Raw genomic sequence first — 25,056 nt, forward strand, 5'->3', positions numbered from 1 at the left:
CGATCCGCCGTCCCAAAACGGCACCAGCGGCTCGGTCGCGGGTCAGTTGTCCTCGGACAGCGTCACTTCGATCCCGCCGAGCAGCGCGGCCGCCATGTTGTAGAGGAACGCGCTGAGCGTCGCGATCGCGGTCAGCAGCACCACGTCGACCACCGCCACGAGCATGGTGAAGCCGAGCACCCGCGAGGTGCCGACGTAGTCGGTGACGTCGAACCCGCCGGCCTCGCTGCCGAGGATGTCCTCGACGGTGGCGTTGATGGAGTCCCAGACCCCGGCGCCGCCGAGCACGCTCCACACGATGAAGACCGAGACCACCGTGACGATCCCGAACGCGACGGAGAGCAGGAACGAGGTCTTCATCACCGACCACGGGTCGACGCGGGTCAGCCGGAGCCGCGCCCGACGCGGCCCCTTCTTGTCCTGACCTGCGGGGGCACGACGGGCGGTCACCGGCTTGGAGGGCGCCTCGGCGCTCTTGCGGTGCTCGTCGGCGGCCTTCGCCAGCTTGGCCTGGATCCGCTCGGTGAGCGGGGGCCGGGTGGCGGTGTCCTCGGTGCTGTCGGTGCCCCGGACGGCTGTCCGCTCGGCGCTGCGGTCCGACATCAGTCCTCCTGGGAGCCCGCGTCGTCCGGGCCGTCGTCAGTCTGCGATCCCTCGATTGTTGCACCCGCACCGGCATCCGGCGATTCGACGGCGTCGGCGCCGGACAGCGCGGGCTCGCCCTCGGCGCCGGCCTCGGCGGCCTCGTCGCCCGCCTCCTCGGTCACCTTCGCCTCGACCGAGCGCGCCACGACGGCGACCGCGTCGCCCTTCTTGAGGCGTACGAAGCCGACGCCCTTGGTCGAGCGGCCGATGGGTCGCAGGCCCTCGTCGACGGGGGTCCGGACCACCTGTCCGGACTGGGTGATCGACATGATCTCGTCACCCTCCTCGACGATGAACCCGCCCACGAGCGTGCCGCGGGACTCGTCGGCCAGCGACATGGTCTTGATGCCGATCCCGCCTCGCGACTGCAGGCGGTAGTCGGAGATCCGCGAGCGCTTGGCGAAGCCGCCGTCGGTGATGGTGAAGACGTACTGCTCCTTGACCCCGGGCAGCTCACCGGCGTCGGTGGACTCGCCGGCCGCCTGGGCCGCCTCGGCAGCTGCCTCCTCGGCGGCGACCTGCTCGGCCCGGATCACCGACATCGACAGCATCGCGTCGCCGTCGCGGAACTTCATGCCGGTGACGCCCGAGGTGGCGCGCCCCATCGGTCGCAGCTGGGAGTCGTCGGCCTTGAAGCGGATCGCCTGGCCCTTGCGGGAGACCAGCAGGATGTCGTCGTCTGCGTTGACCAGCTCGGCGCCGATCAGCTCGTCGTCGTCGGCGCGGAAGTTGATCGCGATGACGCCCGCCTGCCGCGGGCTGTTGTAGTCGGCCAGCCGCGTCTTCTTGACCAGCCCCTCCCGGGTGGCGAGCACGAGGTAGGGGGCCTGGTCGTAGTCGCGGATCGCCAGCACCTGGGCGATGTCCTCGTCGGGCTGGAAGGACAGCAGGCCGGCGACGTGGCCGCCCTTCGCGTCCCGGGCGGCCTCGGGCAGGTTGTAGGCCTTGGTGCGGTAGACCCGCCCGGCCGTGGTGAAGAACAGCAGCCAGTGGTGGTTGGTGGTCGCGATGAAGTGCTCGACGACGTCGTCGCCGCGAAGCGTCGCCCCCCGGACACCCTTGCCGCCGCGCTTCTGGCTGCGGTAGGACGCACGCTGGGTCCGCTTGGCATAGCCGCCGCGGGTGATGGAGACGACCAGCTCCTCGTCGGGGATCAGGTCCTCCATCGACAGGTCGCCGTCGGCCGCGATGATCTGCGTACGTCGGTCGTCGCCGTACTTGTCGACGATCTCGGTCAGCTCGTCGTTGACGATCTGCCGCTGCCGGCCCTCGTTGGCGAGGATGTCCTCGAGGTCGGCGATCTCGAGCTCGATCTCGGCGAGCTGGTCGATGATCCGCTGCCGCTCCAGCGCCGCGAGCCGGCGCAGCTGCATGTCGAGGATGGCGTTGGCCTGGATCTCGTCGATCTCGAGCAGCTCGATCAGGCCCTGTCGTGCGTCGTCGACCTCGGGGGAGCGACGAATCAGCGCGATCACCTCGTCGAGCATGTCGAGCGCCTTGACCAGACCCCGGAAGATGTGGGCGCGGCGCTCGGCCTCCGCGAGCCGGAAGCGGGTCCGGCGCTGGATGACCTCGATCTGGTGGGTGACCCAGTTCGAGACGAACTGGTCGATGGTCAGCGTGCGCGGCACGCCGTCGACCAGCGCCAGCATGTTGGCGCTGAAGTTGGTCTGCAGCTCGGTGTGCTTGAGCAGGTTGTTGAGCACGACCCGCGCGACCGCGTCGCGCTTGAGCACCACGACGAGCCGCTGGCCGGTGCGTCCCGAGGAGTCGTCGCGCACGTCGGAGATGCCCTGGACCTTGCCGGAGTCGGCGAGCTCGGCGATCTTGAGCGCGAGGTTGTCGGGGTTGACCATGTAGGGGAGCTCGGTGATCGAGAGGCAGGTCCGCCCCTTGGCGTCCTCGTCGATCTCGATGACCGCGCGCTGGGTGATCGAGCCGCGCCCGGTGCGGTAGGCCTGCTCGAGGCCCTCCCGCCCGACGATCAGCGCCCCGTTGGGGAAGTCGGGGCCCTTGATCCGCTCGATGAGGGCGTCCTGCAGCTCCTCGCGGGTGGCCTCGGGGTTCTCGAGCGCCCACCGGGCACCCTCCGCGACCTCGCGGAGGTTGTGGGGCGGGATGCTCGTGGCCATGCCGACCGCGATGCCGGCCGAGCCGTTGACCAGCAGGTTGGGGTAGCGCGACGGCAGCACCGTCGGCTCCTGCGAGCGCCCGTCGTAGTTGGGCTGGAAGTCGACCGTGTCTTCCTGGATGTCGCGGACCATCTCGAGGGCCAACGGGGCCATCCGGCACTCGGTGTAGCGCATCGCCGCGGCGGCGTCGTTGCCCGGGGAGCCGAAGTTTCCCTGGCCGTGGACCAGCGGGGCTCGCATCACCCAGGGCTGGGCGAGCCGGACCAGGGTGTCGTAGATCGCGGTGTCGCCGTGCGGGTGGTACTGACCCATCACGTCACCGACGACGCGGCTGCACTTGGAGAAGCCGCGGTCGGGGCGGTACCCGCCGTCGTACATCGCGTAGAGCACCCGGCGGTGCACCGGCTTGAGCCCGTCGCGCACGTCGGGGAGCGCCCGGCCCACGATGACGGCCATCGCGTAGTCGATGTAGGCGCGCTGCATCGAGGTCTGCAGCTCGATCGGCTCGATCCGGCCGCCCCCGCCCTCGCCGCCGTCGCCGCCGAGCAGGTTTCCGGTCTGTTCCGTCACGTGTCTTCGTCTCTCTGGTCGGTTCTACTGGAATCTAGGTCTCGTGCTAGAGATCTAGATATCCAGGAATCGGACGTCCTTGGCGTTGCGCTGGATGAAGGACCGCCGCTGCTCGACGTCCTCGCCCATGAGGATCGAGAAGATCTCGTCGGCGCGCGCGGCGTCGTCGAGGGTCACCTGGAGCATCAGCCGCTGCTCGGGGTTCATGGTGGTCTCCCACAGCTCCTCGGCGTTCATCTCGCCGAGGCCCTTGTAGCGCTGCACGGGGTTCTCCTTGGGCAGCTTCCTGCCCTGGGCGAGCCCGTCGCGGGTCAGCGCCTCCCGCTCGGCGTCGCTGTAGACGAACTCGTGCTCGGCCGGCTTGTTCCAGCGGATCCGGTAGAGCGGCGGCTGCGCCATGTAGACGTAGCCGTGCTCGATGAGCGGCTTCATGAAGCGGAAGAGGAGCGTCAGCAGCAGGGTGTTGATGTGGTGGCCGTCGACGTCGGCGTCCGCCATCAGCACGACCTTGTGGTAGCGCAGCTTCTCGAGGTCGAACTCCTCGTGGATGCCGGTGCCGAGCGCCGAGATGATGGCCTGCACCTCGGTGTTGGCCAGCACCTTGTCGAGCCGTGCCTTCTCGACGTTGAGGATCTTGCCGCGGATCGGGAGGATCGCCTGGACCCGCGGGTCACGGCCCTGGCGGGCCGAGCCGCCCGCCGAGTCCCCCTCGACGATGAAGACCTCGCACTCGGCGGGGTTGGTCGACTGGCAGTCCGACAGCTTGCCGGGCAGGCCGCCGCCGCCGAGCAGGCCCTTGCGGGAGCGGGCGAGGTCGCGGGCCTTGCGGGCGGCGATCCGGGCGCTGGCCGCGGCCTGCGCCTTGCGGACGATGTCCTTGCCCTCGGCGGGGTTCTCCTCGAGCCAGGCACCGAGCTGGTCGTTGACCAGCCGCTGCACGAAGCCCTTCGCCTCGGTGTTGCCGAGCTTGGTCTTGGTCTGGCCCTCGAACTGCGGCTCGCCCAGCTTGATCGAGATGATGGCGGTCAGGCCCTCGCGGATGTCGTCGCCGGAGACTCGGTCCTCCTGCTTCTTCATCAGGCCCCAGTCGAAGCCCGCGTTGTTGATCAGGCTGGTGAGCGCCGAGCGGAAGCCCTCCTCGTGGGTGCCGCCCTCGTGGGTGTTGATGGTGTTGGCGAAGGTGTGCACCGACTCGGTGAAGCTGGTGTTCCACTGCATCGCGACCTCGAGGCTCATGTGGCTCTCGGCGCCCTCGGGCGTCTCGGCCTCGAAGTTGATGACCGTCGGGTTGGCCTTGTCCTTGCGGCGGTTGAGGTGCTCGACGTAGTCGACGAGGCCACGGTCGTACTTGAAGACCTGCTCGAGGCCACCGCCCTCGCCGGGCTTGATCGCGTCGGGGCCGGCCTGGTCGACCGAGGCGTCGACGGTCTCGTCGGCCACCGCCTCCAGCAGCTCGGCCGCGATCGGCCGCTCGTCGCGGACCACGATCTCGAGGCCTTTGTTGAGGAAGGCGTACTCGCGGATCCGGGAGGTGATGGTCTCCAGGGAGTAGGTGGTCGTCTCGAAGACGTCGGGGGAGGCCCAGTACGTGATCGTGGTGCCGGTCTCCTCCCCGTCGGCCATCGGGCGGACCTGCTCCAGCTCACCGTCGGGGACACCCACGGTGAAGGTCTGGCGCCACAGGTGGCCGCGGTTGCGCACCTCGGCAAGGACCCGCGAGGAGAGGGCGTTGACGACCGAGACGCCGACGCCGTGGAGGCCGCCGGAGACCTTGTAGCCGCCGCCGCCGAACTTGCCGCCGGCGTGGAGGACCGTGAGCGCCAGCGTGAGCGCGGGCAGTTCCTGCCCGGGCGCGGTGTCGGTCGGGATGCCACGGCCGTTGTCCTCGACCCGCACCCCGCCGTCGGCGAGCAGCGTCAGCACGATCCGGTCGCAGTGGCCGGCCAGCGCCTCGTCGACGGCGTTGTCGACGATCTCCCAGATCAGGTGGTGGAGCCCGCGCTCACCGGTCGACCCGATGTACATGCCCGGCCGCTTGCGGACGGCCTCGAGCCCCTCGAGGACCTGGATCGCCGAGGCGTCGTAGGAGACCTCGTCCGGGACGGGAGTGGCGGTGCTGGGGGTGGGTTCTTCGTTGCTCTCGACGGCGATTTCGTCGGTCACACGCACCTCTAACGCGTAGGGCCCGGGCCGTGGCCGCGGTGCCGCTCTGGCATGGCACGGGTCGCGCCTGGAGAGGTCGCGACCCGACTGTCCATGTTACCCCCTGCAGGGCCTGAATCCACGTGCCGGGCCGCAGGACGGGGGGATCTGTGGGCAGAAGATGGCTCTCAGCGGCGCGGAACCGCCGCTCGCACGTCCGCGCAGGGTGCCGTGTGGGTCCCAGTACGTCGGCGAGGCTCCTGGATCGGCTGCGGCGCCGCGCGGGAGCCGGGCCGGCGGTCAGCCGTAGGTGTCGCGCGGGCCGCGACCGTCGCGGACCGACCGGGGGCCCTTCTTCCACGACGGTCCACGCGGCCCGCGCACCTCGATCACGGTCACCGTCCCGTGGCCGAGCTCCTCGTTGAGCCGGCGTACGACGGTGGGCGCGAGCAGCGTGAGCTGGGTGGCCCAAGCGGTGGAGTCGGTCCGGACGACCAGCCGGCCGTCGTCGAAGCTCTCGGGCGTGCTGTGGGCGGCGACCTCGGAGCCCACCAGCTCGGGCCAGCGGCCGAAGACTCCGTGCACGCGCAGGTCGACCTCCCACCCGTGGTCCTCGACGAGCCGGCCGACGGTGGTGTCGAGCAGCTGCGGGTCGCGCTCGTCCGGATGGGCCCCGGTCGAGCGGGCCTTGGTCGGTGGCAGCGAGCGGGCCCGCTTGCGCGCCCGCTGCTGCGGGGTGGAGCGGGCCGAGGCGCGCGACATCGCCCGGGCCAGGTCGAGCCCGTCGTCGCGACGCTCCTCCGGCGGGGGAGTGGGGGTCTCCTCCTCAGCCGTCACGGGTCACCTCCCCGTCGGCGACGAGGTAGCGGACCCCGGCCAGGGCGGCGGGCACGTCGTCGGCGACCGCCGCGGTGACCAGGACCTGCTCGGCGCCCGAGACCAGGTCGGCGAGCTGCGCCCGCCGCTCGGAGTCGAGCTCGGCGAACACGTCGTCCAGGATCAGGATCGGGTCGTCGCCGTCGGCGCGCAGCAGGTCGTACGACGCCAGCCGCAGCGCGAGCGCGAAGGACCACGACTCCCCGTGGGAGGCGTACCCCTTCACCGGGAGCCGGGCGGCGGCGTCACCGAGCGTGAGCCGGAGCTCGTCGCGGTGCGGCCCGACCAGGCAGACCCCGCGGTCGAGCTCGTCACCCCGCCGGCGCTCGAGCTCCTCGAGGAGCGCGTCGGTCAGCGCGGCCCGGTCGGCGGTGCGGGCCACTTCGGGGTCCAGCTCGAAGGAGGGCGCGTAGTCGATCCAGGCGTCGTCGCGCGAGGCACCGCGGGCGACGGTCTCGTACGCCTTGCCGACGTAGGGGCGGAGCTGGTCGACGAGCTGCAGCCGCGCCGAGAGCAGCTCGGCGCCGGTGCGGGCCAGGTGGGCGTCCCACACCACGAGGGTCGACAGCGCCGACTCGCGCGAGCTGCCGCGGGCGAGCCCGGCGGTCTTGAGGAGCGAGCTGCGCTGGCGCAGCACCCGGTCGTAGTCCGAGCGCACCCCCGCCAGCCGTGGCGTGCGGAGCACCAGCAGGTCGTCGAGGAACGTGCGCCGGTCGCCCGGGTCACCCTTGACGAGGGTGAGGTCCTCGGGCGAGAACACCACCGTTCGCACGAGTCCGAGCAGCTCGCGCGCCTTGGGCAGGGGCGACCGGTTGACCCGGGCGCGGTTGGAGCGGCCGGGGTTGAGCTCCACCTCGAGCACCGCCGTACGCCCGTCGCGGACCACCGCCGCCCGCACCACCGCCTGGTCGGCACCGGCCCGCACCAGCGGGGCGTCGGTGGCGACCCGGTGGGAGCCGAGCCGGGAGAGGTAGTCGATGGCCTCGACGAGGTTGGTCTTGCCCTGACCGTTGCGGCCGATGAACGCCGTCGCCCCCGGCCCCAGCTCGACCTCGAGGTCGGGGTAGGACCTGAAGTCGTGGAGGGTCAGGTGGGCGACGTGCACGGGAGGTTCAGCTGTCGCCGGAGGCGTCGCCGCCCTGCGGCGGCGAGGTCTGGATGGCGTGTCCGCCGAACTGGTTGCGCATCGCCGCCACCGCCTTCATGGCGGGGGAGTCGTCCTGGCGGGAGACGAAGCGGGCGTAGAGCGCGGCCGTGATCGCCGGGGTCGCGACGGCGTTCTCGATGCCGGCCTCGACGGTCCACCGGCCCTCGCCGGAGTCGTCGGCGTAGCCGCGGATCCCTTCCAGCGCCGGGGTCTCGTCGAGGGCGGCGACCAGCAGGTCGAGCAGCCAGGAGCGGATGACGGTGCCCTCGCGCCAGGACCGGAACACCTCGGTGACGTTGTCGGTCACCTCGGCCTTCTCGAGCAGCTCCCAGCCCTCGGCGTACGCCTGCATGACGGCGTACTCGATCCCGTTGTGGACCATCTTGGAGAAGTGGCCGGCGCCGACCTTGCCCGCGTGGACCGCCCCGAAGTCGCCCTCGGGCTTGAGCGCGTCGAGCGCCGGCTGGACCTTCGCGACGTCGTCGGCGGAGCCGCCGAACATGAGGGCGTAGCCGTTGTCGAGGCCCCAGACGCCGCCCGAGACACCGCAGTCGACGAAGCCGACACCCTTGCCGGCCAGCATCTCGGCGTTGGCCTGGTCGTCGGTCCACCGGGAGTTGCCGCCGTCCACGACGAGGTCACCCTCGCCGAGCAGCTCTCCGAGCTCGCGCACCGTGGCACGGGTGGCGTCGCCCGAGGGCACCATCACCCATACGACCTTGGGGGAGGGGAGGGCCGCCACGAGCTCCTCGAGGCTGCCCACGTCGGAGACCTCGGGGTTGCGGTCGAAGCCGACGACGGTGTGCCCGGCCCGCTGCAGCCGGGTCCGCATGTTGCCGCCCATCTTGCCGAGGCCGACCATCCCGATGTCCATGTGGTTGCTCCTGTGAAGTCGCGGGGTCCCCGAGGGGGCCTGACGAGACCAAACTACGGCACCGGGGCGACCCGGTCGCGGGCGTGGTTCAGGACAGCAGGCGGCGCGGCATCAGCAGGTAGCGGAAGGCCGGGTCCTGGCCCGACTCACCCGCGGCACCGCTCATGACGACCGGCTTGGAGGCCTGGGTGAACGCCAGCTCCACGACCGACTCGTCGATCGCGGTGAGGCCGTCGAGCAGGAACTGCGGGTTGAAGCCGGTGACCAGGTGGTCGCCGTCGATCTCGGCGTGGATCGACTCCGAGGCCTGGGCCTCCTCGCCGGACCCGGCGTCGAGCGTGAGCTGGCCGTCGGTGAAGGCGAGCTGCACCGCGGTGTTGCGCTCCGCGACGAGCGCGACGCGCTTGACCGAGTCGATCAGGTCGGCCTTGTCGACCTTGGCCGTCGTCAGGTGCTCGCTGGGGAACAGGTTGCGGACCTTGGGGAACTCGCCGTCGAGCAGGCGGGTCGTGGTCCGGCGTACGCCGCCGGGGCCGACCCCCTCGAAGCCGATGATGCCCTCGCCCGATCCGGAGGCCGAGAGCGCGATGGTCACCTCGCCGCCCGCGGTGAGCGACTTGGCCGTGTCACCGAGAACCTTCGCCGGCACCAGGGCCGCGACGGTCTCGTCGGGCGTGCGCGGGCTCCAGTCGAGCTCGCGGTGGCTGAGGCGGAACCGATCGGTGGCGAGCAGCGAGATGCTCGAGCCCTCGATCTCGATCCGGACGCCGGTCAGCACCGGCAGCATGTCGTCGCGGCCCGCGGCCGTCACGGCCTGGGCGACGGCGTGGGCGAACTGGTCGCTCGGCACCGTGCCGGTGGCGGCGGGCATCGCCGGCAGCGAGGGGTAGTCCTCGACCGGCATCGTCTGCAGGCTGAAGCGCGCCGAGCCGCAGGTGAGCGAGACCCGCGGCCCCTCCAGCACCATCTCGACCGGCTTGGCGGGCAGGCTGCGGCAGATGTCGGCCAGCAGTCGGCCGCTGACCAGGGCCTGGCCCTCGTCGGAGACCTGCGCGTCGGTGAGCGTGGCGCGGGCGGAGGTCTCGTAGTCGAACGTCGAGAGCACCAGCCCCTCGTCGCTGGCCTGGATCAGCAGACCGGCGAGGACCGGGACGCTCGGACGGACCGGGAGGCTGCGGGCAGCCCAGGCGACGGCGTCAGCCAGGACGTCGCGTTCGACGCGAAACTTCACGGTGCGGGGTCCTTCGAGGTCGGGAGGGGCGTGGGAGGTGAATCCTGCCACGACACCGTGTGGTTCGCATGGGGTCGGGGGTCACGCACCGGCCAGGGCGGTGCGGCGGTGTGCCCCGATCGAGCACCGATGACCGGAGTTGTCCCCAGAAGGGCGGTCGAGTGGACATTCACCGATGATCGATCCGGATGTGGTCTCGTAGGAGTCATAGCGTCGGTGGAATCTGTGGAGAACCATCGTCTGCGCAGGTCAGGCTGCGTGTCGTTGGTGCACAGGGGGTGTGCAGCGAGCGACGACGAGCCACCGTGGCATGTGAACGAGAGATGACGGCGGCCGCAACACTCACCGGTTGTGCACAGGCTGTGCAGAAGATCGGGCCGACGAACCACAAGTCCTCCACAGCGATGAGGCAGACCCGGGCGTGTGATTCGTCAGCCCTGCCGGGCCTGCATCTTGATCCGGTTGGTGAGCTCGCTGACCTGATTGAAGACGGCCCGCCGCTCGGCGAGCAGCGTGTTGATCTTGCGGTCGGCGTACATCACCGTCGTGTGGTCCCGGTTGCCGAACTCGGCGCCGATCTTGGGCAGCGACAGGTCGGTCAGCTCGCGGCAGAGGTACATCGCGATCTGGCGTGCCATCACCAGGTGGCGGCCGCGGCTGGGCCCGGTGAGCTCCTCGATGGAGAGCCCGAAGTACGCGGCGGTCTGGGCGATGATCAGGCCGGCGGTGATCTCCGGCTCGCCACCCTCGGGGATCAGGTCCTTGAGGACGATCTCGGCCAGGGTCATGTCGACCTCCTGGCGGTTGAGGTTGGCGAACGCGGTGACCCGGATCAGCGCGCCCTCGAGCTCGCGGATGTTGGTCTGGATCTTGGAGGCGATGAACTCCAGCACGTCCGGCGGCGCGGTGAGCCGGTCCATGGCGGCCTTCTTGCGCAGGATCGCGATCCGGGTCTCGAGGTCGGGGGGCTGGACGTCGGTGATCAGCCCCCACTCGAACCGGTTGCGCAGCCGGTCCTCGAGCGCCTCGAGCCGCTTGGGCGGGCGGTCGGAGGTCAGCACGATCTGCTTGTTGGCGTTGTGGAGCGTGTTGAAGGTGTGGAAGAACTCCTCCTGGGTCTGGGTCTTCCCCTCCAGGAACTGGATGTCGTCGATCAGCAGCACGTCGACGTCGCGGTAGCGCCGCTTGAAGCGGTCCTGGCGGTCGTCGCGGATGGCGTTGATGAACTCGTTGGTGAACTCCTCGCTCGACACGTAGCGCACCTTGGCGCCCGAGTAGAGGCTGCGGACGTAGTGGCCGATCGCGTGGAGCAGGTGGGTCTTGCCGAGTCCGGAGTCGCCGTAGACGAGCAACGGGTTGTAGGCCTTGCCGGGCGCCTCGGCGACGGCGACGGCCGCTGCGTGCGGGAACCGGTTCGACGAGCCGATGACGAAGGTCTCGAAGGTGTACTTCGGGTTGAGGCGGGTCTCGAGCGAGGTGGTGCTCGGACCGGTGGGTCCGGACGGGGCGTGGTCGTCGCGGGGGACCCGCGGGGTCGGCAGCGAGGGCTCGTGTGACTTTGTCGACATGTCGCTGTCTCGACGTGTCGACTCCTCGACGTGGGGCTCGGGCGCCTCGACGCCGTCCTCCTGGTCGAGCGCCGGGTTGACCGTGACCGCGATCCGGATCTCGCGGCCGAAGGCGACGGTCAACGCGTCCTCGAGCTGACCGCGCAGCCGGCCCTCGAGCTGGTTGCGGGTGAACTCGTTGGGGACGGCGATGATCGCGGTGCTCTCGTGGAGCGTCACCGGTTCGCTCGACCTCATCCAGGCCCGCTGGTTGGGCTGCAGGTCGCCGAGGACGCCGCGCCAGGCCGCGTCCAGGTCTGCTGTGGGCTGCTCCACGTCGTGTCTGCCTTCCACCAAAGTTCTACGCCGATGTACCGCTCTTCGGTCCACAGCTTTGTCCACAGTCTGTGAACCCACCTCACTCCATGTGGAGGAAGGCGGTCCCGACGCCCGACCAGACCTGCGCACATCAACGTTTCTGCAGGTCAGGACCTTGTTGTGCGGTTCTGTGACCCCCGTCACGTGCTGGGGAGAACCGAGCAGATCGGGTGCCGGCGGGGAAGCCCGGAAGGGGCGAACGTAACAAGCGGCGGCGGGCCGCGGCAAGACTTTCTCCACAGGCACGTGGCAGGGTGGTGACACCGGTCCCGGACGGCGCCGTGCGCGGGTTTGACCCTGTACGAGCCGCCCGCGTACCGTTGGCCGGTCGCCTGGTGTCGACGGGTGCCGCATGTCCACGGAGGAACTCCGGCCGTGGGTGGGCGGTGCCGGCCGAAAGCCGTGCCGATCCGGCGTGCTCCTCGGAGCCTGCCGGTCCCACCGAACCGGACGATCTTCTGCCACCACCACGAAAGAGAAAGCCGTGAGCAAGCGTACCTATCAGCCGAACAACCGTCGCCGCCACAAGGTGCACGGGTTCCGCCTGCGCATGCGCACCCGCGCCGGCCGCAGCATTCTGTCCTCGCGTCGCCGCAAGGGCCGCAAGAGCCTGGCCGTCTGAGATCACTCCGCTGCCGTGCTGCCCGCAGCACACCGCCTGACCGACGGCCCGACGTTCCGTACCGTCATCCGTGACGGACGCCGGGCGGGGTCACGCACCCTGGTGCTGCACCTGGTCCGCGAGACCACGGACGCCGGCCCCCGGGTGGGGCTGGTGGTCAGCAAGGCGGTGGGGAACTCCGTCGTCCGCCATCGCGTGCAGCGCAGACTGAGACACCTCGTCCGGGAGCAGCTCGACCTGCTCCCGGGCTTCGGCGTGCTCGTGGTCCGGGCCCTCCCGGCCGCGGCGCAGGCCTCCTCCGGGGAACTCCGGGACGACCTCGACCGTTGCCTGCGACGGGTGGCGTCGTGAAGTACGTCCTGATCGGCCTGCTGAAGGCCTACCGGCTGGTGATCAGCCCGCTGTACGGCCAGGTCTGCCGCTACCACCCCTCCTGCTCGGCGTACGCCCTGGAGGCGGTGACGGTCCACGGCAGCCTGCGCGGCAGCTGGCTGGCCGGTCGCCGGCTGACGCGCTGCCACCCGTGGGCCGCCGGCGGCTACGACCCCGTCCCTCCCCGCACCACCGGGCCGAGCGTGCCCGGTTCCCCGAGCCGAACCCAGAGCCAAGGAGCCTGAGTGATCGACTTCTTCCAGGAAATCGGCGGCTTCATCATGGCGCCGCTGTACTACGCGATCTCGTTCGTGCTGGACCTGTTCCACCAGGCCTTCAGCACGTTCCTGGACCCCGCGGGCGGCGCTGCCTGGGCGCTGTCGATCATCGGCCTGACGCTGGTGATCCGGGCGGCGCTGATCCCGCTGTTCGTCAAGCAGATCAAGTCCAGCCGCAACATGCAGCTGATCCAGCCCAAGGTCAAGGAGCTGCAGAAGAAGTACGGCCACGACCGGGAGCGTCTCGCCCAGGAGACGATGAAGCTCTACCGCGAGTCGGGCACCAACCCGTTCGCCTCGTGCCTGCCGATCCTGCTGCAGATGCCGATCTTCTTCGCGTTGTTCAGCATCCTGAACAACGCCTCGCGGGGCGAGGCCAAGGGTGTGCTCACGCCGCTGCAGGCCCAGCAGTTCGGTGAGGCCGAGCTGCTCGGAGTGCCGCTCTCCGAGACCTTCATCAGCGCCGGCGGCGACATCGGCGTCATGGTGATGGCGGCGCTGCTGGTGATCGCCATGACGGCGACGACCTTCCTCACCCAGCGCCAGCTGATGAGCAAGAACATGCCCGCCGACGCGCTGACCGGCCCCTACGCCCAGCAGCAGAAGCTGCTCCTCTACATCCTCCCGCTCGTCTTCGCCGTCGGTGGCATCGCCTTCCCGATCGGCGTGCTCCTCTACTGGACCACCTCCAACCTGTGGACCATGGGCCAGCAGTTCTACGTGATCCGCAACAACCCGGCCCCCGGCACACCCGCTTTCAAGGCCAAGGAGGAGCGCGACGCGGCCAAGGCCGCCAAGCACGGCCACGCACCGGAGGCGGCCACCACCACGACCGAGGTCGTGGAGGAGCAGCGGCCCGCCCCCCGGCAGCAGCCCAAGCGTCAGACCCGCCAGCAGCGCAAGAAGTCCGGTGGCTCCGGACCCAAGAACACGTGATCGACACCCGGAAGGCAGGACACCCAGGCATGACCGATCAGGACCAGGCCGTCAGCGACGAAGACCTCGCGACCCCTCAGGACGAGTCCCCCGAGCACGACCAGCACGACCAGCACGACGACGCTGAGCCCGCACGCGACAAGCCGTCGCGCCGCGAGCTGCTCGAGAACGAGGGCGACATCGCGGCCGACTACCTCGAGGAGCTCCTCGACATCGCCGACCTCGACGGTGACCTCGACATGGACGTCGACGGCGACCGGGCCTCGGTGTCGGTGGTCGGCGCCGACCTGCAGCAGCTCGTGGGTCGCAACGGCGAGGTGCTCGAGGCGCTGCAGGAGCTGACCCGGCTCGCGGTCTACCGCGAGACCGGCGAGCGCTCCCGGCTGATGCTCGACGTCTCCGGCTACCGGGCCGAGAAGCGCGAGGAGCTCGAGAAGCTGGCCGCGCAGACGGTCGCCACCGTCAAGGAGTCCGGTGAGTCGGCATCGCTCGACCCGATGTCGCCGTTCGAGCGCAAGGTGGTCCACGACGCCGTGGCGGCCGCCGGCCTGACCTCGGAGTCGGAGGGCGTCGAGCCGCGTCGCTACGTGGTGGTCCTCCCGAACTGATGACGGACGACGTTTCACGTGAAACGCCCCCCGCGCCTCCGGAGGCGCGGGGGGCGTTCGCGTCCGGCGGCCAGGACCGACTCCCCCTCGCCGAGCGGTACGCCGCCTGGCTGGCCGGGGACGGGGTGCTCCGCGGCCTGATCGGGCCTCGCGAGACGCCCCGGCTCTGGGAGCGCCACCTGCTGAACTGTGCGGTGCTGGCCGACGCGGTGCCCGAGGGGGCCACGGTGTGCGACCTCGGCTCCGGCGCCGGGCTGCCCGGCCTGGTGCTCGCGATCGCACGCCCCGACGTCCGGGTGACGCTGGTGGAGCCGCTGCTGCGCCGGACCACCTTCCTCGAGGAGGTGGTCGCCGACCTCGGCCTCGACCACTGCGACGTACGGCGGGGTCGCGCCGAGGACCTGCACGGCCACGAGCGGTTCGACGTGGTGACCTCACGGGCGGTGGCGCCGCTGGAGCGGCTGCTCCGCTGGTCGATGCCGTTGGTGGCTCCCACGGGAGCGCTGGTGGCGATGAAGGGTTCGTCGGTGACCGACGAGATCGAGGCCGCGCGCCACCGGCTGCGTCGCCTGCGGTGCGCTCCCCCGGAGGTCCTCTCGCTGGGCGTCGGCACGGTCGATCCACCGACGACGGTGGTCCGGGTGGCTTGGGCCGACCCGACGCAGGTAGGTTGAGGCCTTCGCGCCCGACGTCGCCGTCGCCCGGGGCGCGCGTACGGAAGGTGTCAGGTCGTTGTCGCAGAGTCCTCCCCGCAGCACGGACGGCTCCCTCGGCTGGCCCCTCGATGAGCGGTCGGACTCCGGGAGGCAGGAGTTATCCACCGGTCTGGGGTGGCCCTCTGAGCGCAGTTCTCCACATACGGACCCGACTTATCCACAGGAGGCTGCGGTGAGCGACGCAGCCCGCCCGACAGAGAGCACGCCCGTGGTTTCACGTGAAACAGCCCCTGCCGCGTCGTCCGGCCCGGTGCGGACGGCCGCCGACATCGCCGCCAGGGAACCGGGGTTCGACGACCACACCACGCCCCTCGCCCGCGCCGCCGAGCACTCAGTGCTGGCGCGGTTCGGGGCGCGGATGCGTCCCCCGATGCCCCGTCCGGACCGGACCCGGGTGATGGTGGTAGCCAACCAGAAGGGCGGCGTCGGCAAGACCACCACCACGGTGAACGTCGCGGCCGCGTTGGCGCAGCTCGGGCAGCGGGTCCTGGTGGTCGACCTCGACCCACAGGGCAACGCCTCGACCGCCCTGGGCGTCGAGCACCGGCGCGGCGTGCCGTCGACGTACGACGCCGTGGTCGACGGGGTGCCCCTCGCCGAGGTGACCACCGAGTGCCCCGACATCCCCGGTCTGTGGGTCGTGCCCGCCACGATCGACCTCGCCGGCGCGGAGATCGAGCTCGTGAGCGTGGTGGCGCGCGAGAACCGGCTGAACAAGGCGATCCAGGGCCACCCGTGGGTGGGGGGCGCGGACGACGTGGGCGAGGAGCGCTACGACTTCGTGCTCGTCGACTGCCCCCCGTCGCTGGGGCTGCTCACGCTGAACGCCCTCGTGGCGGGCGCCGAGATGATGATCCCGATCCAGGCCGAGTACTACGCCCTCGAGGGGCTCGGCCAGCTGCTCGAGACCGTCGAGATGGTCCGGGCCCACCTCAACCCACGGCTCTCGGTGTCGACGATCCTGGTGACCATGTACGACGCGCGCACCCGGCTCGCCTCCGGGGTGGCCGACGAGGTGCGCGAGCACTTCGGCGACCAGGTGCTCAAGACCACGATCCCCCGCTCGGTCCGGGTGTCCGAGGCCCCGTCCTACGGCCAGACCGTGATGACCTACGACCCGGGCTCGCCAGGAGCCCTCTGTTACCTCGAAGCCGCCCGCGAGATCGCCAGCAAGGGAGCACCCGACCGATGAGCCAGCCGCCCACCAACACCTCGCAGCGTCGCGGCCTCGGGCGCGGCCTGGGTTCCCTCATCCCCACCGGTCCCGCGCGCCCGGCGCCTGCGGCCGAGGACGACGCGCCGACCCAGGTGCCGGATGCCGTCGGCGAGTCGTCGTACGGTGAGGTCGCCGGCGGGTCCGCCCCGACGGGGGACGAGGCCGCGCCGGAGCTGGTCGGTGGCTCCTACTTCACCGAGCTGCCGCTCGCCTCGATCACGCCCAACCGCGTCCAGCCGCGCCAGGTCTTCGACGAGGAGGCGATGGCCGAGCTGGTCACCTCGATCGCCGAGGTGGGCCTGCTGCAGCCGATCGTCGTCCGACCGGTCGGCGACGCCTTCGAGCTCGTCATGGGCGAGCGACGGTGGCGCGCCTCCCAGCAGGCGGGCCTGGAGACGATCCCGGCCATCGTGCGCCAGACCGGCGACGACGACATGCTGCGCGACGCGTTGCTGGAGAACCTCCACCGCTCCCAGCTCAACCCCCTGGAGGAGGCGGCGGCGTACGGGCAGCTGCTGGAGGACTTCGGCTGCACCCACGAGGAGCTGGCCTCCCGCATCGGTCGGTCGCGACCCCAGATCAGCAACACGCTCCGGCTGCTCAAGCTCTCGCCGGCCGTCCAGCGCCGGGTGGCCGCGGGGGTGCTGTCGGCCGGCCACGCCCGCTCGCTGCTGGCCGTCGAGGACCCGGACCTGCAGGACCGTCTGGCCGCGCGGGTCGTCAGCGAGGGCATCAGCGTGCGCGGTCTGGAGGAGATCGTCGCGGTGGGCGAGACCGGCGGCACGGCGACGCGTACCCGGCGCAGCCGACCGGTGGCGCCCGGGCTCGCGGAGATGTCGGACCGGCTCTCGGACCGGCTCGAGACCCGGGTCCGGGTCCAGCTCGGCAAGTCCAAGGGCAAGATCACCGTGGAGTTCGCCTCGCTGGAGGACCTGCGGCGGATCGTCGACGTCATGGATCCGCGCAACCGCACCGATCGCCCGATCTGAGGGACGTCAAGCCGATACGTCGATTTGTCGACAAAGAGACTAGTCGGCTTGTCGGTTCCGCTTCGCCCGTCGTGCGGCAGCCCGGGCGCGCTTCTCCTCGCCGTCGAGGCGTTCGGCCTCGGCGAGGGTGGGAGCGCTGCCGCCCAGTCGTTGCGGGACCCACCACGAACCGGGCGGCTGCTCCTCGGCGGGGTAGGCACGGATCGCCTCCTCGAGCAGGCCCGTCATCCTGGCCTTGAGCTCGGCCGTCTCCGCGGTGGGGTCCTCGCCGGTGGGCCGCAGCGGCTCCCCGACCCGGATCACGATGGTGGTGCCGCGGGAGAAGTCGCGCGGGTGGTCCTTGGTCATCATCCGCTGGGTCCCCCACAGCACGACCGGCACCACCGGGACGCGGGCGTCGGCGGCGATCCGCACCGCCCCGGTCTTGAACTCCTTGAGCTCCATGGCCCGGGAGATGGTCGCCTCCGGGAAGATGCCGACGGCCTCGCCGGCCCGCAGGTAGTCCACGGCCTTCCGGTAGGAGGCCACCCCGGCGTCTCGATCCACCTCGATGTGGTGCAAGGAGCGCATCAGCGGACCGGTCCAGCGGTGGTCGAAGAGCTCACGCTTGGCCATGAACCGCACCTTGCGGCCTGACGGGTTGGCGGCCAGCCCGCCGTAGACGAAGTCGACGTACCCGACGTGGTTGACCGCCAGCAGCACTCCGCCCGTCCGGGGCACGTGGTGACCACCCGCCAGGTCGATGTGCTGGCCCAGCAGACGGAAGCCCAGCTTGCAGGCGACGATGATCGGGGGATAGGTGAGGTCACGCACGGGCTCAGCGTAGGGCCTGCTCCGTCGGCCCAGGGGTCCGCTCCGTCAGCGCCGGGTGGCGAGGAAGTCGGCGATCCGGCCGATCGCCTCCTCGAGCACGGCCACGTCGGGGAGGGTGACCATCCGGAAGTGGTCGGGCCGCGGCCAGTTGAAGCCCGTCCCGTGGGTGACCAGGAGCTTCTTGGAGCGCAGCAGGTCGATGACGAGCTGCTGGTCGTCGTCGATGTCGTAGACCGCCGGGTCCAGCCGTGGGAAGCAGTAGAGGGCACCGCGGGGGCGCACTGAGGAGACACCCGGGATCTCGTTGAGCAGCCGGTCGGCCAGCATGCTCTGCTCGTAGAACCGGCCGCCGGGGACGATCAGCTCCTCGATCGACTGGTAGCCGCCCAGGGCGGTCTGGATCGCGTGCTGCGCGGGCACGTTGGCGCACATCCGCATGTTGGCGATGAGCGTGAGCCCCTCGAGGAAGTCGCTGGCCAGCTCGCGGGGGCCGGAGATCATCACCCAGCCGGCGCGGTAGCCGCACACCCGGTAGGCCTTCGACAGCCCCGAGAACGTCAAGCACAGCACGTCGGACCCGGCGGCTGCCGCGGCGTGGTGGTGGACGGCGTCGTCGAAGAGGATCTTCTCGTAGATCTCGTCGGCGAGGACGACGAGCTGGTGGCGGCGCGCGATGTCGACCAGCCCCGCCACCACCTCACGGCTGTAGACGGCACCCGTGGGGTTGTTGGGGTTGATGATGACGATCGCGTGCGTCGCCTCGGTGATCTTGGACTCGATGTCGGCCAGGTCGGGGTTCCAGTCGTCGTCCTCGTCGCAGAGGTAGTGCACGGGCACGCCGCCGCTCAGCGTGACCGCCCCCGTCCACAGCGGGTAGTCGGGCGCGGGCACCAGGATCTCGTTGCCGTCGTCGACGAAGGCCTGCAGCACCATGGAGATCAGCTCGGAGACCCCGTTGCCGATGAAGACGTCCTCGACGTTGACGTCGCGCAGCCCGCGCTGCTGGTAGTACTGCGCGACGGCGGTGCGCGCGGGGTAGATGCCCTGCGAGTCGCTGTAGCCCTGGGCCTCCGGGAGGTGGTGGACCATGTCGGCGACGATCGCCTCGGGCGCCTCGAAGCCGAACGGTGCCGGGTTGCCGATGTTGAGCTTGAGGATCCGGTGGCCCTCGGCCTCCAGCCGCTGTGCCTCGGCCAGGATCGGCCCCCGCACGTCGTAGCGCACGTTGTGGAGCTTCCTGCTCTGCCGGATGGGTCGCACGGGCGCCATCCTCTCAGGCGTGCCCTGTCGACGGGCCCGGTGTCCGGCCTACCATCGGTGGGGAGGAGGCCGACGTGTCACGCACCGCCGTCAAGCTGACCCTGGACACCCTCGACGCGCTCCCCGCGCCGTGCCGATCGTGCCTGTTCTGGGAGCGAGACCCGGTCCGGCGCGGCCAGCTCGAGGACGAGGCGGCCGAGAAGGAGGCCTGGGTCTCCGAGGTGCTCCGGGAGTGGGGCTCGTGCGGTCGCGTGGCCCTGGTCGACGACGCCTTGGTCGGCTACCTCGTCTACGCGCCGGCGGGGTTCGTCCCGGGCGCGGCCGGGTTCGCGACGTCACCGGCGTCCGCGGACGCGGTGCTGCTCACGACGGTGTACGTCGACCCGCCCGCCCGGGGCGGCGGCGTGGGCCGGATGCTGGTACGGGCGATGGCGGCCGACCTCGTCGAGCGCGACATCCGGGCCGTCGAGGCCTTCGGGACGACCGCCCGGACCGGTGGGCGCTGCCAGGTGCCGGCCGACTTCCTGAGCGGAGTCGGCTTCCGGACGCACCGGCCCCACCCGACGACGCCGCGGATGCGGATGGACCTGCGCAGCGCCGTCACCTGGAAGGACGAGGTCGAGGCAGCCCTGGAGCGGCTCGTGGGTGTCGTCCGCCCCGCGAAACGACCGCGGCGCGCCCCGGAGGGCGCGCCGCGGTCAGGTCACTGACGCCGGGTCAGTTGCTGATGTAGTCGGAGAGCTCGTTGAGGAGCGCGGCCTTGGGACGCGCGCCGACGATCGACTTCACGACCTCGCCACCCTGGTAGAGGTTGAGGGTCGGGATGCCGGTGACGCGGTAGGACGAGGGGGTCACGGGGTTCTCGTCGACGTTCATCTTGACGATGGTGACCTGGTCGCCGTGCGCGGCCGCGATCTCCTCGAGGATCGGGGCGACCTGGCGGCACGGGCCGCACCACTCGGCCCAGAAGTCCACGAGGACGGGCTTGTCGGACTTGAGGACCTGGGCCTCGAACTCGGCGTCGGTCACGGCTGCGATGTTGCCCACTGCGGCACCTTTCGGATCGGGGGACTGGTGGTCCCGGGAAGTCTGTCCTCCAGTGAACACCAGCCCTGCGACAGATGTTCCCCGGCTCGCGGGGTCAGGCCCCGGCGGTCTGCACCGCCTCGCGGACGACCTCCGCGGTCTCGTCGGCGGAGCCGGCCGAGGACGCCTCGTGGTCGAGGGCGGCGACGAAGCGCTCGGCGTCGAGGGCTGCCGCGCAGCCGGTCCCGGCCGCGGTGATCGCCTGCCGGTAGTGGTGGTCGACGAGGTCGCCGCACGCGAAGACGCCAGGCAGGTTGGTCTTCGTCGAGGGGTGGTCGACGAGCACGTAGCCGTTCTCGTCGAGGTCCACCTGGCCGGGGAGCAGTTCCGAGCGCGGGTCGTGGCCGATGGCGATGAAGAGCCCGGTCACCTCCAGCGGCCGGGTGTCGCCGGTCACCGTGTCGCGCAGCGTCACCGACTCGAGCCGGTCGTCGCCGTTGATCTCGGCGACCTCGGCGTTCCAGACGATCTCGAGCTTGGGGTCGGCGAACGCCCGCTCCTGCATGATCTTGGAGGCGCGGAGCTCGTCGCGGCGGTGGATCAGGTAGACCTTGGTGCCGAAGCGGGTCAGGAAGGTCGCCTCCTCGATGGCGGAGTCCCCGCCGCCGACCACGGCGATCGCCTGGTCGCGGAAGAAGAACCCGTCACACGTGGCGCACCACGAGACGCCGCGTCCGGAGAGCTCCTCCTCGCGCGGCAGGCCGAGCTTGCGGTAGCCCGAGCCGGTCGCCAGGATCACCGAGCGCGCGGTGTAGGTCTCGGTGGCGGTGCGCACGACCTTGACGTCGCCGCTCAGGTCGACCTCGACGACGTCGTCGGCGACCAGCTCGGCGCCGAAGCGCTCGGCCTGGGCGCGCATCTCGTCCATGAGCGCGGGGCCCATGATGCCGTCGCGGAAGCCGGGGAAGTTCTCGACCTCGGTGGTGTTCATCAGCGCGCCGCCGGCGGTCACGGAGCCCTCGAGGACGAGGGGCTCGAGGGACGCTCGGGCGGTGTACAGGGCTGCGGTGTAGCCCGCCGGCCCGGAGCCGATGACGATGACGTTGCGGGGCGTGTCGGACATGCTGCTCCTCGTTGGTGGGTCCACCGGTCTCAACCGATCGTAGGTGAGGCCCATTCCCGGCCGGATCGTGGCGGCGGCCACGTGGGGATCGGGACGGGTCAGCGGAATCGCAGGGTCGCGGACCGTTCGGCGTCGTCCTCGTCGCAGAGGAACAGGTCCACCACCTGGGTGTCGCCCCGCGGGGCCCGGAAGACCAGCCAGCCGCCGTTGCCGTCGTAGGTGATCGCGACGTAGCGGCCGCCACCCCACGCGCCCGGCTCGCAGCCCAGCGCGTCGAGCTGTGCGTCGCCCCGGACCTCGGCGGAGTACGACGACCGCGCGCCGGCCCGGGCGCGCTGGGCGTCCCGGACGAACTGCTCGGGCCGGATCCGCTGCGGTTCCTGCCCGGACACCGAGCGCTGGCTCTGGGCGACCGCGCCGGGACCCGCCTGGCCCGCGGCGGGCTCCTCGCGCTCCTCGCCACCGGAAGCCCGGTCGGGCGCGGTCAGGGACTCGTCGGCGCCGGCGTCGCCGGCCGTGGACGCCTCGTCGCTCCCGCCGGTGTCGACGACCTGGGCGATACCGACCCCGGCCACCACCACGGCGGCGGCGGCCAGGAGCAGCCGGCCGCCCTTGCGTCGCCGGTCGGCCAGCTGCAGGACGACGTCCTCGCGGGGGGACTCCTCGCCCAGCCCGGCGAGCACCCGGTCGAGCCGGGCGGCCACCTCGTCCGGGACCGGGTCGGTGTGCCGCGCGTCGGCGAGCAGGCGGCGTACCCGCTCGGCCTGCGCGGGCGTCAGCTCGTCCTCCATGCGGGTCACCTCCTCGGGTCGGTCGGGGTCGTGTCGGGCGCGGGATCGTCAGCCGGACGGGGGTCCACGCGGCTCCGGGGATGGGACGGCCGGGCCCGACGGGGGGTTCCCCGGCAGGTCGTGACCGTGCTCACGCGGCGGGGCGAGCACGCCGAGGAGTCCGGCCAGCCGGGTGCGGCCGCGCGAGCACCGCGACTTCACGGTTCCCTCCGCGCAGTCGAGGATCGTCGCCGCTTCGGCGACGGAGTAGCCCTCCATGTCGACCAGGACGAGGGCGGCCCGCTGCTCGGCCGGCAGCTCGGCCAGGGCGGCGACGACGAGCCGGCGCCGCTCGGCGAGCTCGGCCTCCTCGGCGGGGTCGGCCGGCGTGCTGGTGGCGAGCGAGCCCCGGTCGCCCCGCTCGTCGAGGTCGTCAGGGAGCGGCTCGACGCGGCGCACCTTCGCGGCGCGCAGGCGGTCGAGGCAGGCGTTGACCACGACCCGGTGCAGCCAGGTCGTGACCGCGGCCTCGCCGCGGAACGAGCCCGCCCGGCGGTACGCCGCCACCATCGCGTCCTGGAGCCCGTCGGCCGCGTCGTCGGGACTGCCCATGGTGCGCAGCGCGACCGCCCACAACCGGTCGCGATGGCGGCTGAAGAGCAGTCCGAAGGCCGCCGTGTCGCCCTGCACGTGCGCCGCGAGCAGCTCGGCGTCGGTCCGCTCGTCGGAGGGGATCATCCCCGGACCGCGACTTCGGCGACCTCGCCACGGAACCCGTCGGACACCGCCGGCAGCGACGTCAGCCACACCACGAGGTACTGGCCCGACGCGGGCTCCTCGAGCGTGGTCCGCAGTCGGTCGCCCCCCACGGTGCCGGAGCCCACGGGCTCCAGCTCGCCGACGCCGGCGGGGTCCTCGTCGGTGACGTAGTAGGTGACGCCGGTGGGAGCCCCCACCGTGGTCAGGTCGATCTCGGCGACCTCCTGGGTGTATCCGAGGTCCACCACCAGCCCGACGCCGGTCTTGAGGCCGCCCGGTCCGAACTGTTGGTCGTAGGTGCTGGTCGGCCATGTGGTGGCCGGGTCCCCGTCCACGGCGAGGGGCGCCGAGTCGCTGTTCTCCTCCGCGGGGTCCCCCTGGGGGTCGAGGTCGCGCGCGCCGGCGATCTCCAGATCCTGCAGCGGCTGCTGCTCCTCGGTCGCCTGGGTGGGGCTGGGGGAGTCGGGCTCCGGCTCGGCGCCGAGGGGTGTCTTGCCGCGGCCGAGGTTGTAGGCGATCACGACGGCGACCAGGAGCAGCAGCGAGACACCGATCAGCGCAGCGAGCCGGATCCAGGAGCGCCCGGGGACGGCGTCCTCGTCGTCGGAGTCCTCGGTCACGGGGATCACGCCGCTGCCGGTCCCGGCCGCGGCTCCCGTCGCGGTGTCCCAGGGCCAGTAGTCCGGCTGACCGGGCGTCGCGGCGCCCGGCCGGGGCCGCCGGGCGGGACCGCCGTCCTCGGGCTCGGGGGCGAAGAGCGGGCGCTCGGGCGGGTCCTCGAGCGGCGGGGGCGGCGGGGGCGGTCCCTGGCGGGCCGAGAACCAGCTGACCTCGTCCTCCTCGTCGTCGAAGATCGGCATCCCGGCCTGGGTGGGCTGGTCGACCGGGTCGGACTGGTCGGCGGTGTCGTCGTCGAGCGGTGCGGGCGCGTCGGCGGGCGTGGTGCCCCCGGCCGGTGTGGGCGGGGCAGCGGGCGGCACGGCCGGCGTCGCCAGCGTCGGCGCGAGGCCGGTGTCCGCGGGGACGTCGTCCCGTTCGGTCCCCCCGACGCCCGGTGCCTCCGGCTCGGTCTCGGGCTCGGGCTCCGGCTCGGGGGACGCCATCGCCTGGGTGGCCTCGGGGTCGGGCGGCCGGCGTTCAGGCGGACGTCGCTCGGGGACGGCGAGCGCCCCGGCCCCGTGGACACCGTTGAGGGGCGAGGCCTGCACCATCCCGGTCGGGTCGCCGACGTAGTCGTGGAGCGCGTCGGCGAGCCCGGCGGCCGTGTGGAGGTTGTGCCGGGAGCTCGAGGGGGAGGCCGCGAAGGGATTGAGGACCTGGTCGCAGATCGCGTCGAGGACCCGGGGGATCCCGGCCCGTACCTGCCGGGGCCGCAGCCAGTGGCCCTGGGCCTGCGGTGCGACCGGCACCTCCGAGGTCGAGCTGCCGGCCCACTTGCCGGTGAGGGTGTAGTAGAGCAGCCCGCCGAGGTCCGTCACGTCGTCGGAGACCCGGCCGGCCGGGAGCCCCCGCAGGGCCGCGTCCACGCAGCAGCCGATCACCCTCACCGAGCCGCTGTGGTCGATCAGCACGTTCTCCGGCACCAGCCGGCCGTGGGCGACCCGCTGCTCGTGGGCGACCGCGATCGAGGCGGCCACCTCGGAGACGATCCACGCCGCGCGTCGGGGCGGCAGCGGCCCCTCCAGCGGCAGCAGGATGTCGAGCGAGGTGCCGGCCCCCCACTCGTTGACGACGTAGGACATGCCGTCGCGCTGGTCGGCGTCGAGGACGCGGAGCAGCCGTCTGTCCAGGACCGTCGCCGAGAGCCGGGCCGCCTCGGTGAGGCCGGGGGCCCGGTCGTCGTCGTCGGCGATGCAGTGGAGGGCGACGTGCCGGTCGAGGACGCGGTCGTGGGCCCGCCAGAACCGGCCGTTCCCGCTCTCGTTGAGCAGGTCGACCAGCCGGTAGCGGTCGGCGAGCACGTCACCCGGCCTCGCTGCCTGCGTCACGGTCCTCCGAACCCCCTAGCGCTCGCTCGTCGTCATGG

At 71.6% G+C, this 25,056-nt stretch carries 24 protein-coding genes; 9 read left to right on the forward strand and 15 right to left on the reverse strand.

The genetic code is table 11. The features are described 5' to 3' along the window. Positions 1-42: 42 nt before the first annotated feature. From EXE57_RS11865 to dnaA, 8 genes are all read right to left on the reverse strand, one after another. Positions 43-603, reverse strand: a complete 561-nt coding sequence (locus EXE57_RS11865) for a DUF3566 domain-containing protein (protein WP_135077758.1) — start codon at positions 601-603, stop codon at positions 43-45. Next, positions 603-3,260, reverse strand: coding sequence for a DNA gyrase subunit A (gene gyrA / locus EXE57_RS11870; RefSeq protein ID WP_135080888.1), 2,658 nt, complete (start codon positions 3,258-3,260; stop codon positions 603-605). The genes EXE57_RS11865 and gyrA overlap by 1 nt, the downstream gene beginning before the upstream one ends. 141 nt (positions 3,261-3,401) lie before the next feature. Continuing rightward, the gene (gene gyrB / locus EXE57_RS11875) at positions 3,402-5,510 is read right to left on the reverse strand and encodes a DNA topoisomerase (ATP-hydrolyzing) subunit B (RefSeq protein ID WP_167305890.1); all 2,109 of its coding nucleotides are present in this window, start codon (positions 5,508-5,510) and stop codon (positions 3,402-3,404) included. Positions 5,511-5,789: 279 nt separating this feature from the next. Further along, complete coding sequence (locus EXE57_RS11880; RefSeq protein ID WP_244246803.1) at positions 5,790-6,326, reverse strand: DciA family protein; 537 nt, start codon at positions 6,324-6,326, stop codon at positions 5,790-5,792. Then, positions 6,316-7,470, reverse strand: coding sequence for a DNA replication/repair protein RecF (recF, locus tag EXE57_RS11885; protein ID WP_135077761.1), 1,155 nt, complete (start codon positions 7,468-7,470; stop codon positions 6,316-6,318). Before recF ends, EXE57_RS11880 begins: the two co-directional genes overlap by 11 nt. A gap of 7 nt (positions 7,471-7,477) precedes the next feature. After that, entirely contained in the window at positions 7,478-8,386 is a 909-nt protein-coding gene (gene gnd, locus EXE57_RS11890; protein WP_135077763.1) for a phosphogluconate dehydrogenase (NAD(+)-dependent, decarboxylating), read from the reverse strand. Between the two features lie 88 nt (positions 8,387-8,474). Next, the gene (dnaN, locus tag EXE57_RS11895) at positions 8,475-9,617 is read right to left on the reverse strand and encodes a DNA polymerase III subunit beta (protein WP_135077765.1); all 1,143 of its coding nucleotides are present in this window, start codon (positions 9,615-9,617) and stop codon (positions 8,475-8,477) included. A 431-nt stretch (positions 9,618-10,048) separates the two neighbouring features. Continuing rightward, positions 10,049-11,518 (reverse strand): chromosomal replication initiator protein DnaA, encoded by a 1,470-nt coding sequence (gene dnaA / locus EXE57_RS11900; RefSeq protein ID WP_208542831.1) that lies wholly within the window; start codon positions 11,516-11,518, stop codon positions 10,049-10,051. A 508-nt stretch (positions 11,519-12,026) separates the two neighbouring features. Between dnaA and rpmH the strand changes: the two genes are divergently transcribed. From rpmH to EXE57_RS11940, 8 genes are all read left to right on the forward strand, one after another. Then, positions 12,027-12,164, forward strand: coding sequence for a 50S ribosomal protein L34 (rpmH, locus tag EXE57_RS11905; protein WP_056156542.1), 138 nt, complete (start codon positions 12,027-12,029; stop codon positions 12,162-12,164). A gap of 15 nt (positions 12,165-12,179) precedes the next feature. Further along, positions 12,180-12,515: a ribonuclease P protein component gene (rnpA, locus tag EXE57_RS11910; protein ID WP_135077769.1), complete on the forward strand. Its 336-nt coding sequence runs from the start codon at positions 12,180-12,182 to the stop codon at positions 12,513-12,515. Further along, positions 12,512-12,781, forward strand: a complete 270-nt coding sequence (gene yidD / locus EXE57_RS11915; protein ID WP_135077771.1) for a membrane protein insertion efficiency factor YidD — start codon at positions 12,512-12,514, stop codon at positions 12,779-12,781. The genes rnpA and yidD overlap by 4 nt, the downstream gene beginning before the upstream one ends. Beyond that, positions 12,782-13,750, forward strand: a complete 969-nt coding sequence (gene yidC, locus EXE57_RS11920) for a membrane protein insertase YidC (RefSeq protein ID WP_279633137.1) — start codon at positions 12,782-12,784, stop codon at positions 13,748-13,750. A 29-nt stretch (positions 13,751-13,779) separates the two neighbouring features. Continuing rightward, entirely contained in the window at positions 13,780-14,358 is a 579-nt protein-coding gene (locus EXE57_RS11925) for a Jag family protein (RefSeq protein WP_135077773.1), read from the forward strand. Beyond that, entirely contained in the window at positions 14,358-15,032 is a 675-nt protein-coding gene (gene rsmG / locus EXE57_RS11930; protein WP_135077775.1) for a 16S rRNA (guanine(527)-N(7))-methyltransferase RsmG, read from the forward strand. The genes EXE57_RS11925 and rsmG overlap by 1 nt, the downstream gene beginning before the upstream one ends. Before the next feature lie 292 nt (positions 15,033-15,324). After that, positions 15,325-16,266 carry a ParA family protein gene (locus EXE57_RS11935; RefSeq protein WP_135080896.1) on the forward strand — a complete coding sequence of 314 codons (942 nt, stop codon included), beginning with the start codon at positions 15,325-15,327 and terminating at the stop codon, positions 16,264-16,266. Beyond that, on the forward strand, positions 16,263-17,279 hold the full coding sequence (locus tag EXE57_RS11940) for a ParB/RepB/Spo0J family partition protein (protein WP_135077777.1): 1,017 nt from the start codon (positions 16,263-16,265) through the stop codon (positions 17,277-17,279). The genes EXE57_RS11935 and EXE57_RS11940 overlap by 4 nt, the downstream gene beginning before the upstream one ends. A 39-nt stretch (positions 17,280-17,318) precedes the next feature. Here EXE57_RS11940 and EXE57_RS11945 read toward each other — a convergent pair whose 3' ends face one another. Next, positions 17,319-18,092, reverse strand: coding sequence for a lysophospholipid acyltransferase family protein (locus EXE57_RS11945; RefSeq protein WP_135077779.1), 774 nt, complete (start codon positions 18,090-18,092; stop codon positions 17,319-17,321). 45 nt (positions 18,093-18,137) lie between these two features. Next, positions 18,138-19,361 carry a pyridoxal phosphate-dependent aminotransferase gene (locus tag EXE57_RS11950; RefSeq protein ID WP_279633139.1) on the reverse strand — a complete coding sequence of 408 codons (1,224 nt, stop codon included), beginning with the start codon at positions 19,359-19,361 and terminating at the stop codon, positions 18,138-18,140. A gap of 65 nt (positions 19,362-19,426) precedes the next feature. Between EXE57_RS11950 and EXE57_RS11955 the strand changes: the two genes are divergently transcribed. Next, on the forward strand, positions 19,427-20,062 hold the full coding sequence (locus tag EXE57_RS11955) for a GNAT family N-acetyltransferase (RefSeq protein ID WP_135077783.1): 636 nt from the start codon (positions 19,427-19,429) through the stop codon (positions 20,060-20,062). A 7-nt stretch (positions 20,063-20,069) separates the two neighbouring features. Here the strand turns inward: EXE57_RS11955 and trxA are convergent, their stop codons facing one another. The 5 genes from trxA to EXE57_RS11980 all read right to left on the reverse strand — a co-directional run bounded on the left by trxA (position 20,070) and on the right by EXE57_RS11980 (position 25,018). Beyond that, positions 20,070-20,399 carry a thioredoxin gene (trxA, locus tag EXE57_RS11960; RefSeq protein WP_135077785.1) on the reverse strand — a complete coding sequence of 110 codons (330 nt, stop codon included), beginning with the start codon at positions 20,397-20,399 and terminating at the stop codon, positions 20,070-20,072. A 94-nt stretch (positions 20,400-20,493) separates the two neighbouring features. Beyond that, on the reverse strand, positions 20,494-21,501 hold the full coding sequence (trxB, locus tag EXE57_RS11965; RefSeq protein ID WP_135077787.1) for a thioredoxin-disulfide reductase: 1,008 nt from the start codon (positions 21,499-21,501) through the stop codon (positions 20,494-20,496). Between the two features lie 98 nt (positions 21,502-21,599). After that, positions 21,600-22,292: a hypothetical protein gene (locus tag EXE57_RS11970; protein WP_135077789.1), complete on the reverse strand. Its 693-nt coding sequence runs from the start codon at positions 22,290-22,292 to the stop codon at positions 21,600-21,602. A 48-nt stretch (positions 22,293-22,340) separates the two neighbouring features. Then, a complete protein-coding gene (sigM, locus tag EXE57_RS11975; RefSeq protein WP_135077791.1) occupies positions 22,341-23,009 on the reverse strand; it encodes an RNA polymerase sigma factor SigM in 669 nt (222 codons plus the stop codon). Then, positions 23,006-25,018, reverse strand: coding sequence for a protein kinase family protein (locus EXE57_RS11980; RefSeq protein WP_135077793.1), 2,013 nt, complete (start codon positions 25,016-25,018; stop codon positions 23,006-23,008). The genes sigM and EXE57_RS11980 overlap by 4 nt, the downstream gene beginning before the upstream one ends. Positions 25,019-25,056 lie beyond the last annotated feature (38 nt).

The organism is Nocardioides euryhalodurans (genome assembly GCF_004564375.1).
GTDB lineage: Bacteria > Actinomycetota > Actinomycetes > Propionibacteriales > Nocardioidaceae > Nocardioides > Nocardioides euryhalodurans.

Coding starts and splice junctions, on each gene's coding strand:
- EXE57_RS11865 (WP_135077758.1), bottom strand. CDS start 603: ATGTCGGACCGCAGCGCCGAGCGGACAGCCGTCCGGGGCACCGACAGC.
- gyrA (WP_135080888.1), bottom strand. CDS start 3,260: ATGCAGCGCGCCTACATCGACTACGCGATGGCCGTCATCGTGGGCCGG.
- gnd (WP_135077763.1), bottom strand. CDS start 8,386: ATGGACATCGGGATGGTCGGCCTCGGCAAGATGGGCGGCAACATGCGG.
- EXE57_RS11925 (WP_135077773.1), top strand. CDS start 13,780: ATGACCGATCAGGACCAGGCCGTCAGCGACGAAGACCTCGCGACCCCT.
- rsmG (WP_135077775.1), top strand. CDS start 14,358: ATGACGGACGACGTTTCACGTGAAACGCCCCCCGCGCCTCCGGAGGCG.
- EXE57_RS11940 (WP_135077777.1), top strand. CDS start 16,263: ATGAGCCAGCCGCCCACCAACACCTCGCAGCGTCGCGGCCTCGGGCGC.
- EXE57_RS11950 (WP_279633139.1), bottom strand. CDS start 19,361: ATGGCGCCCGTGCGACCCATCCGGCAGAGCAGGAAGCTCCACAACGTG.
- trxB (WP_135077787.1), bottom strand. CDS start 21,501: ATGTCCGACACGCCCCGCAACGTCATCGTCATCGGCTCCGGGCCGGCG.
- EXE57_RS11970 (WP_135077789.1), bottom strand. CDS start 22,292: ATGGAGGACGAGCTGACGCCCGCGCAGGCCGAGCGGGTACGCCGCCTG.
- sigM (WP_135077791.1), bottom strand. CDS start 23,009: ATGATCCCCTCCGACGAGCGGACCGACGCCGAGCTGCTCGCGGCGCAC.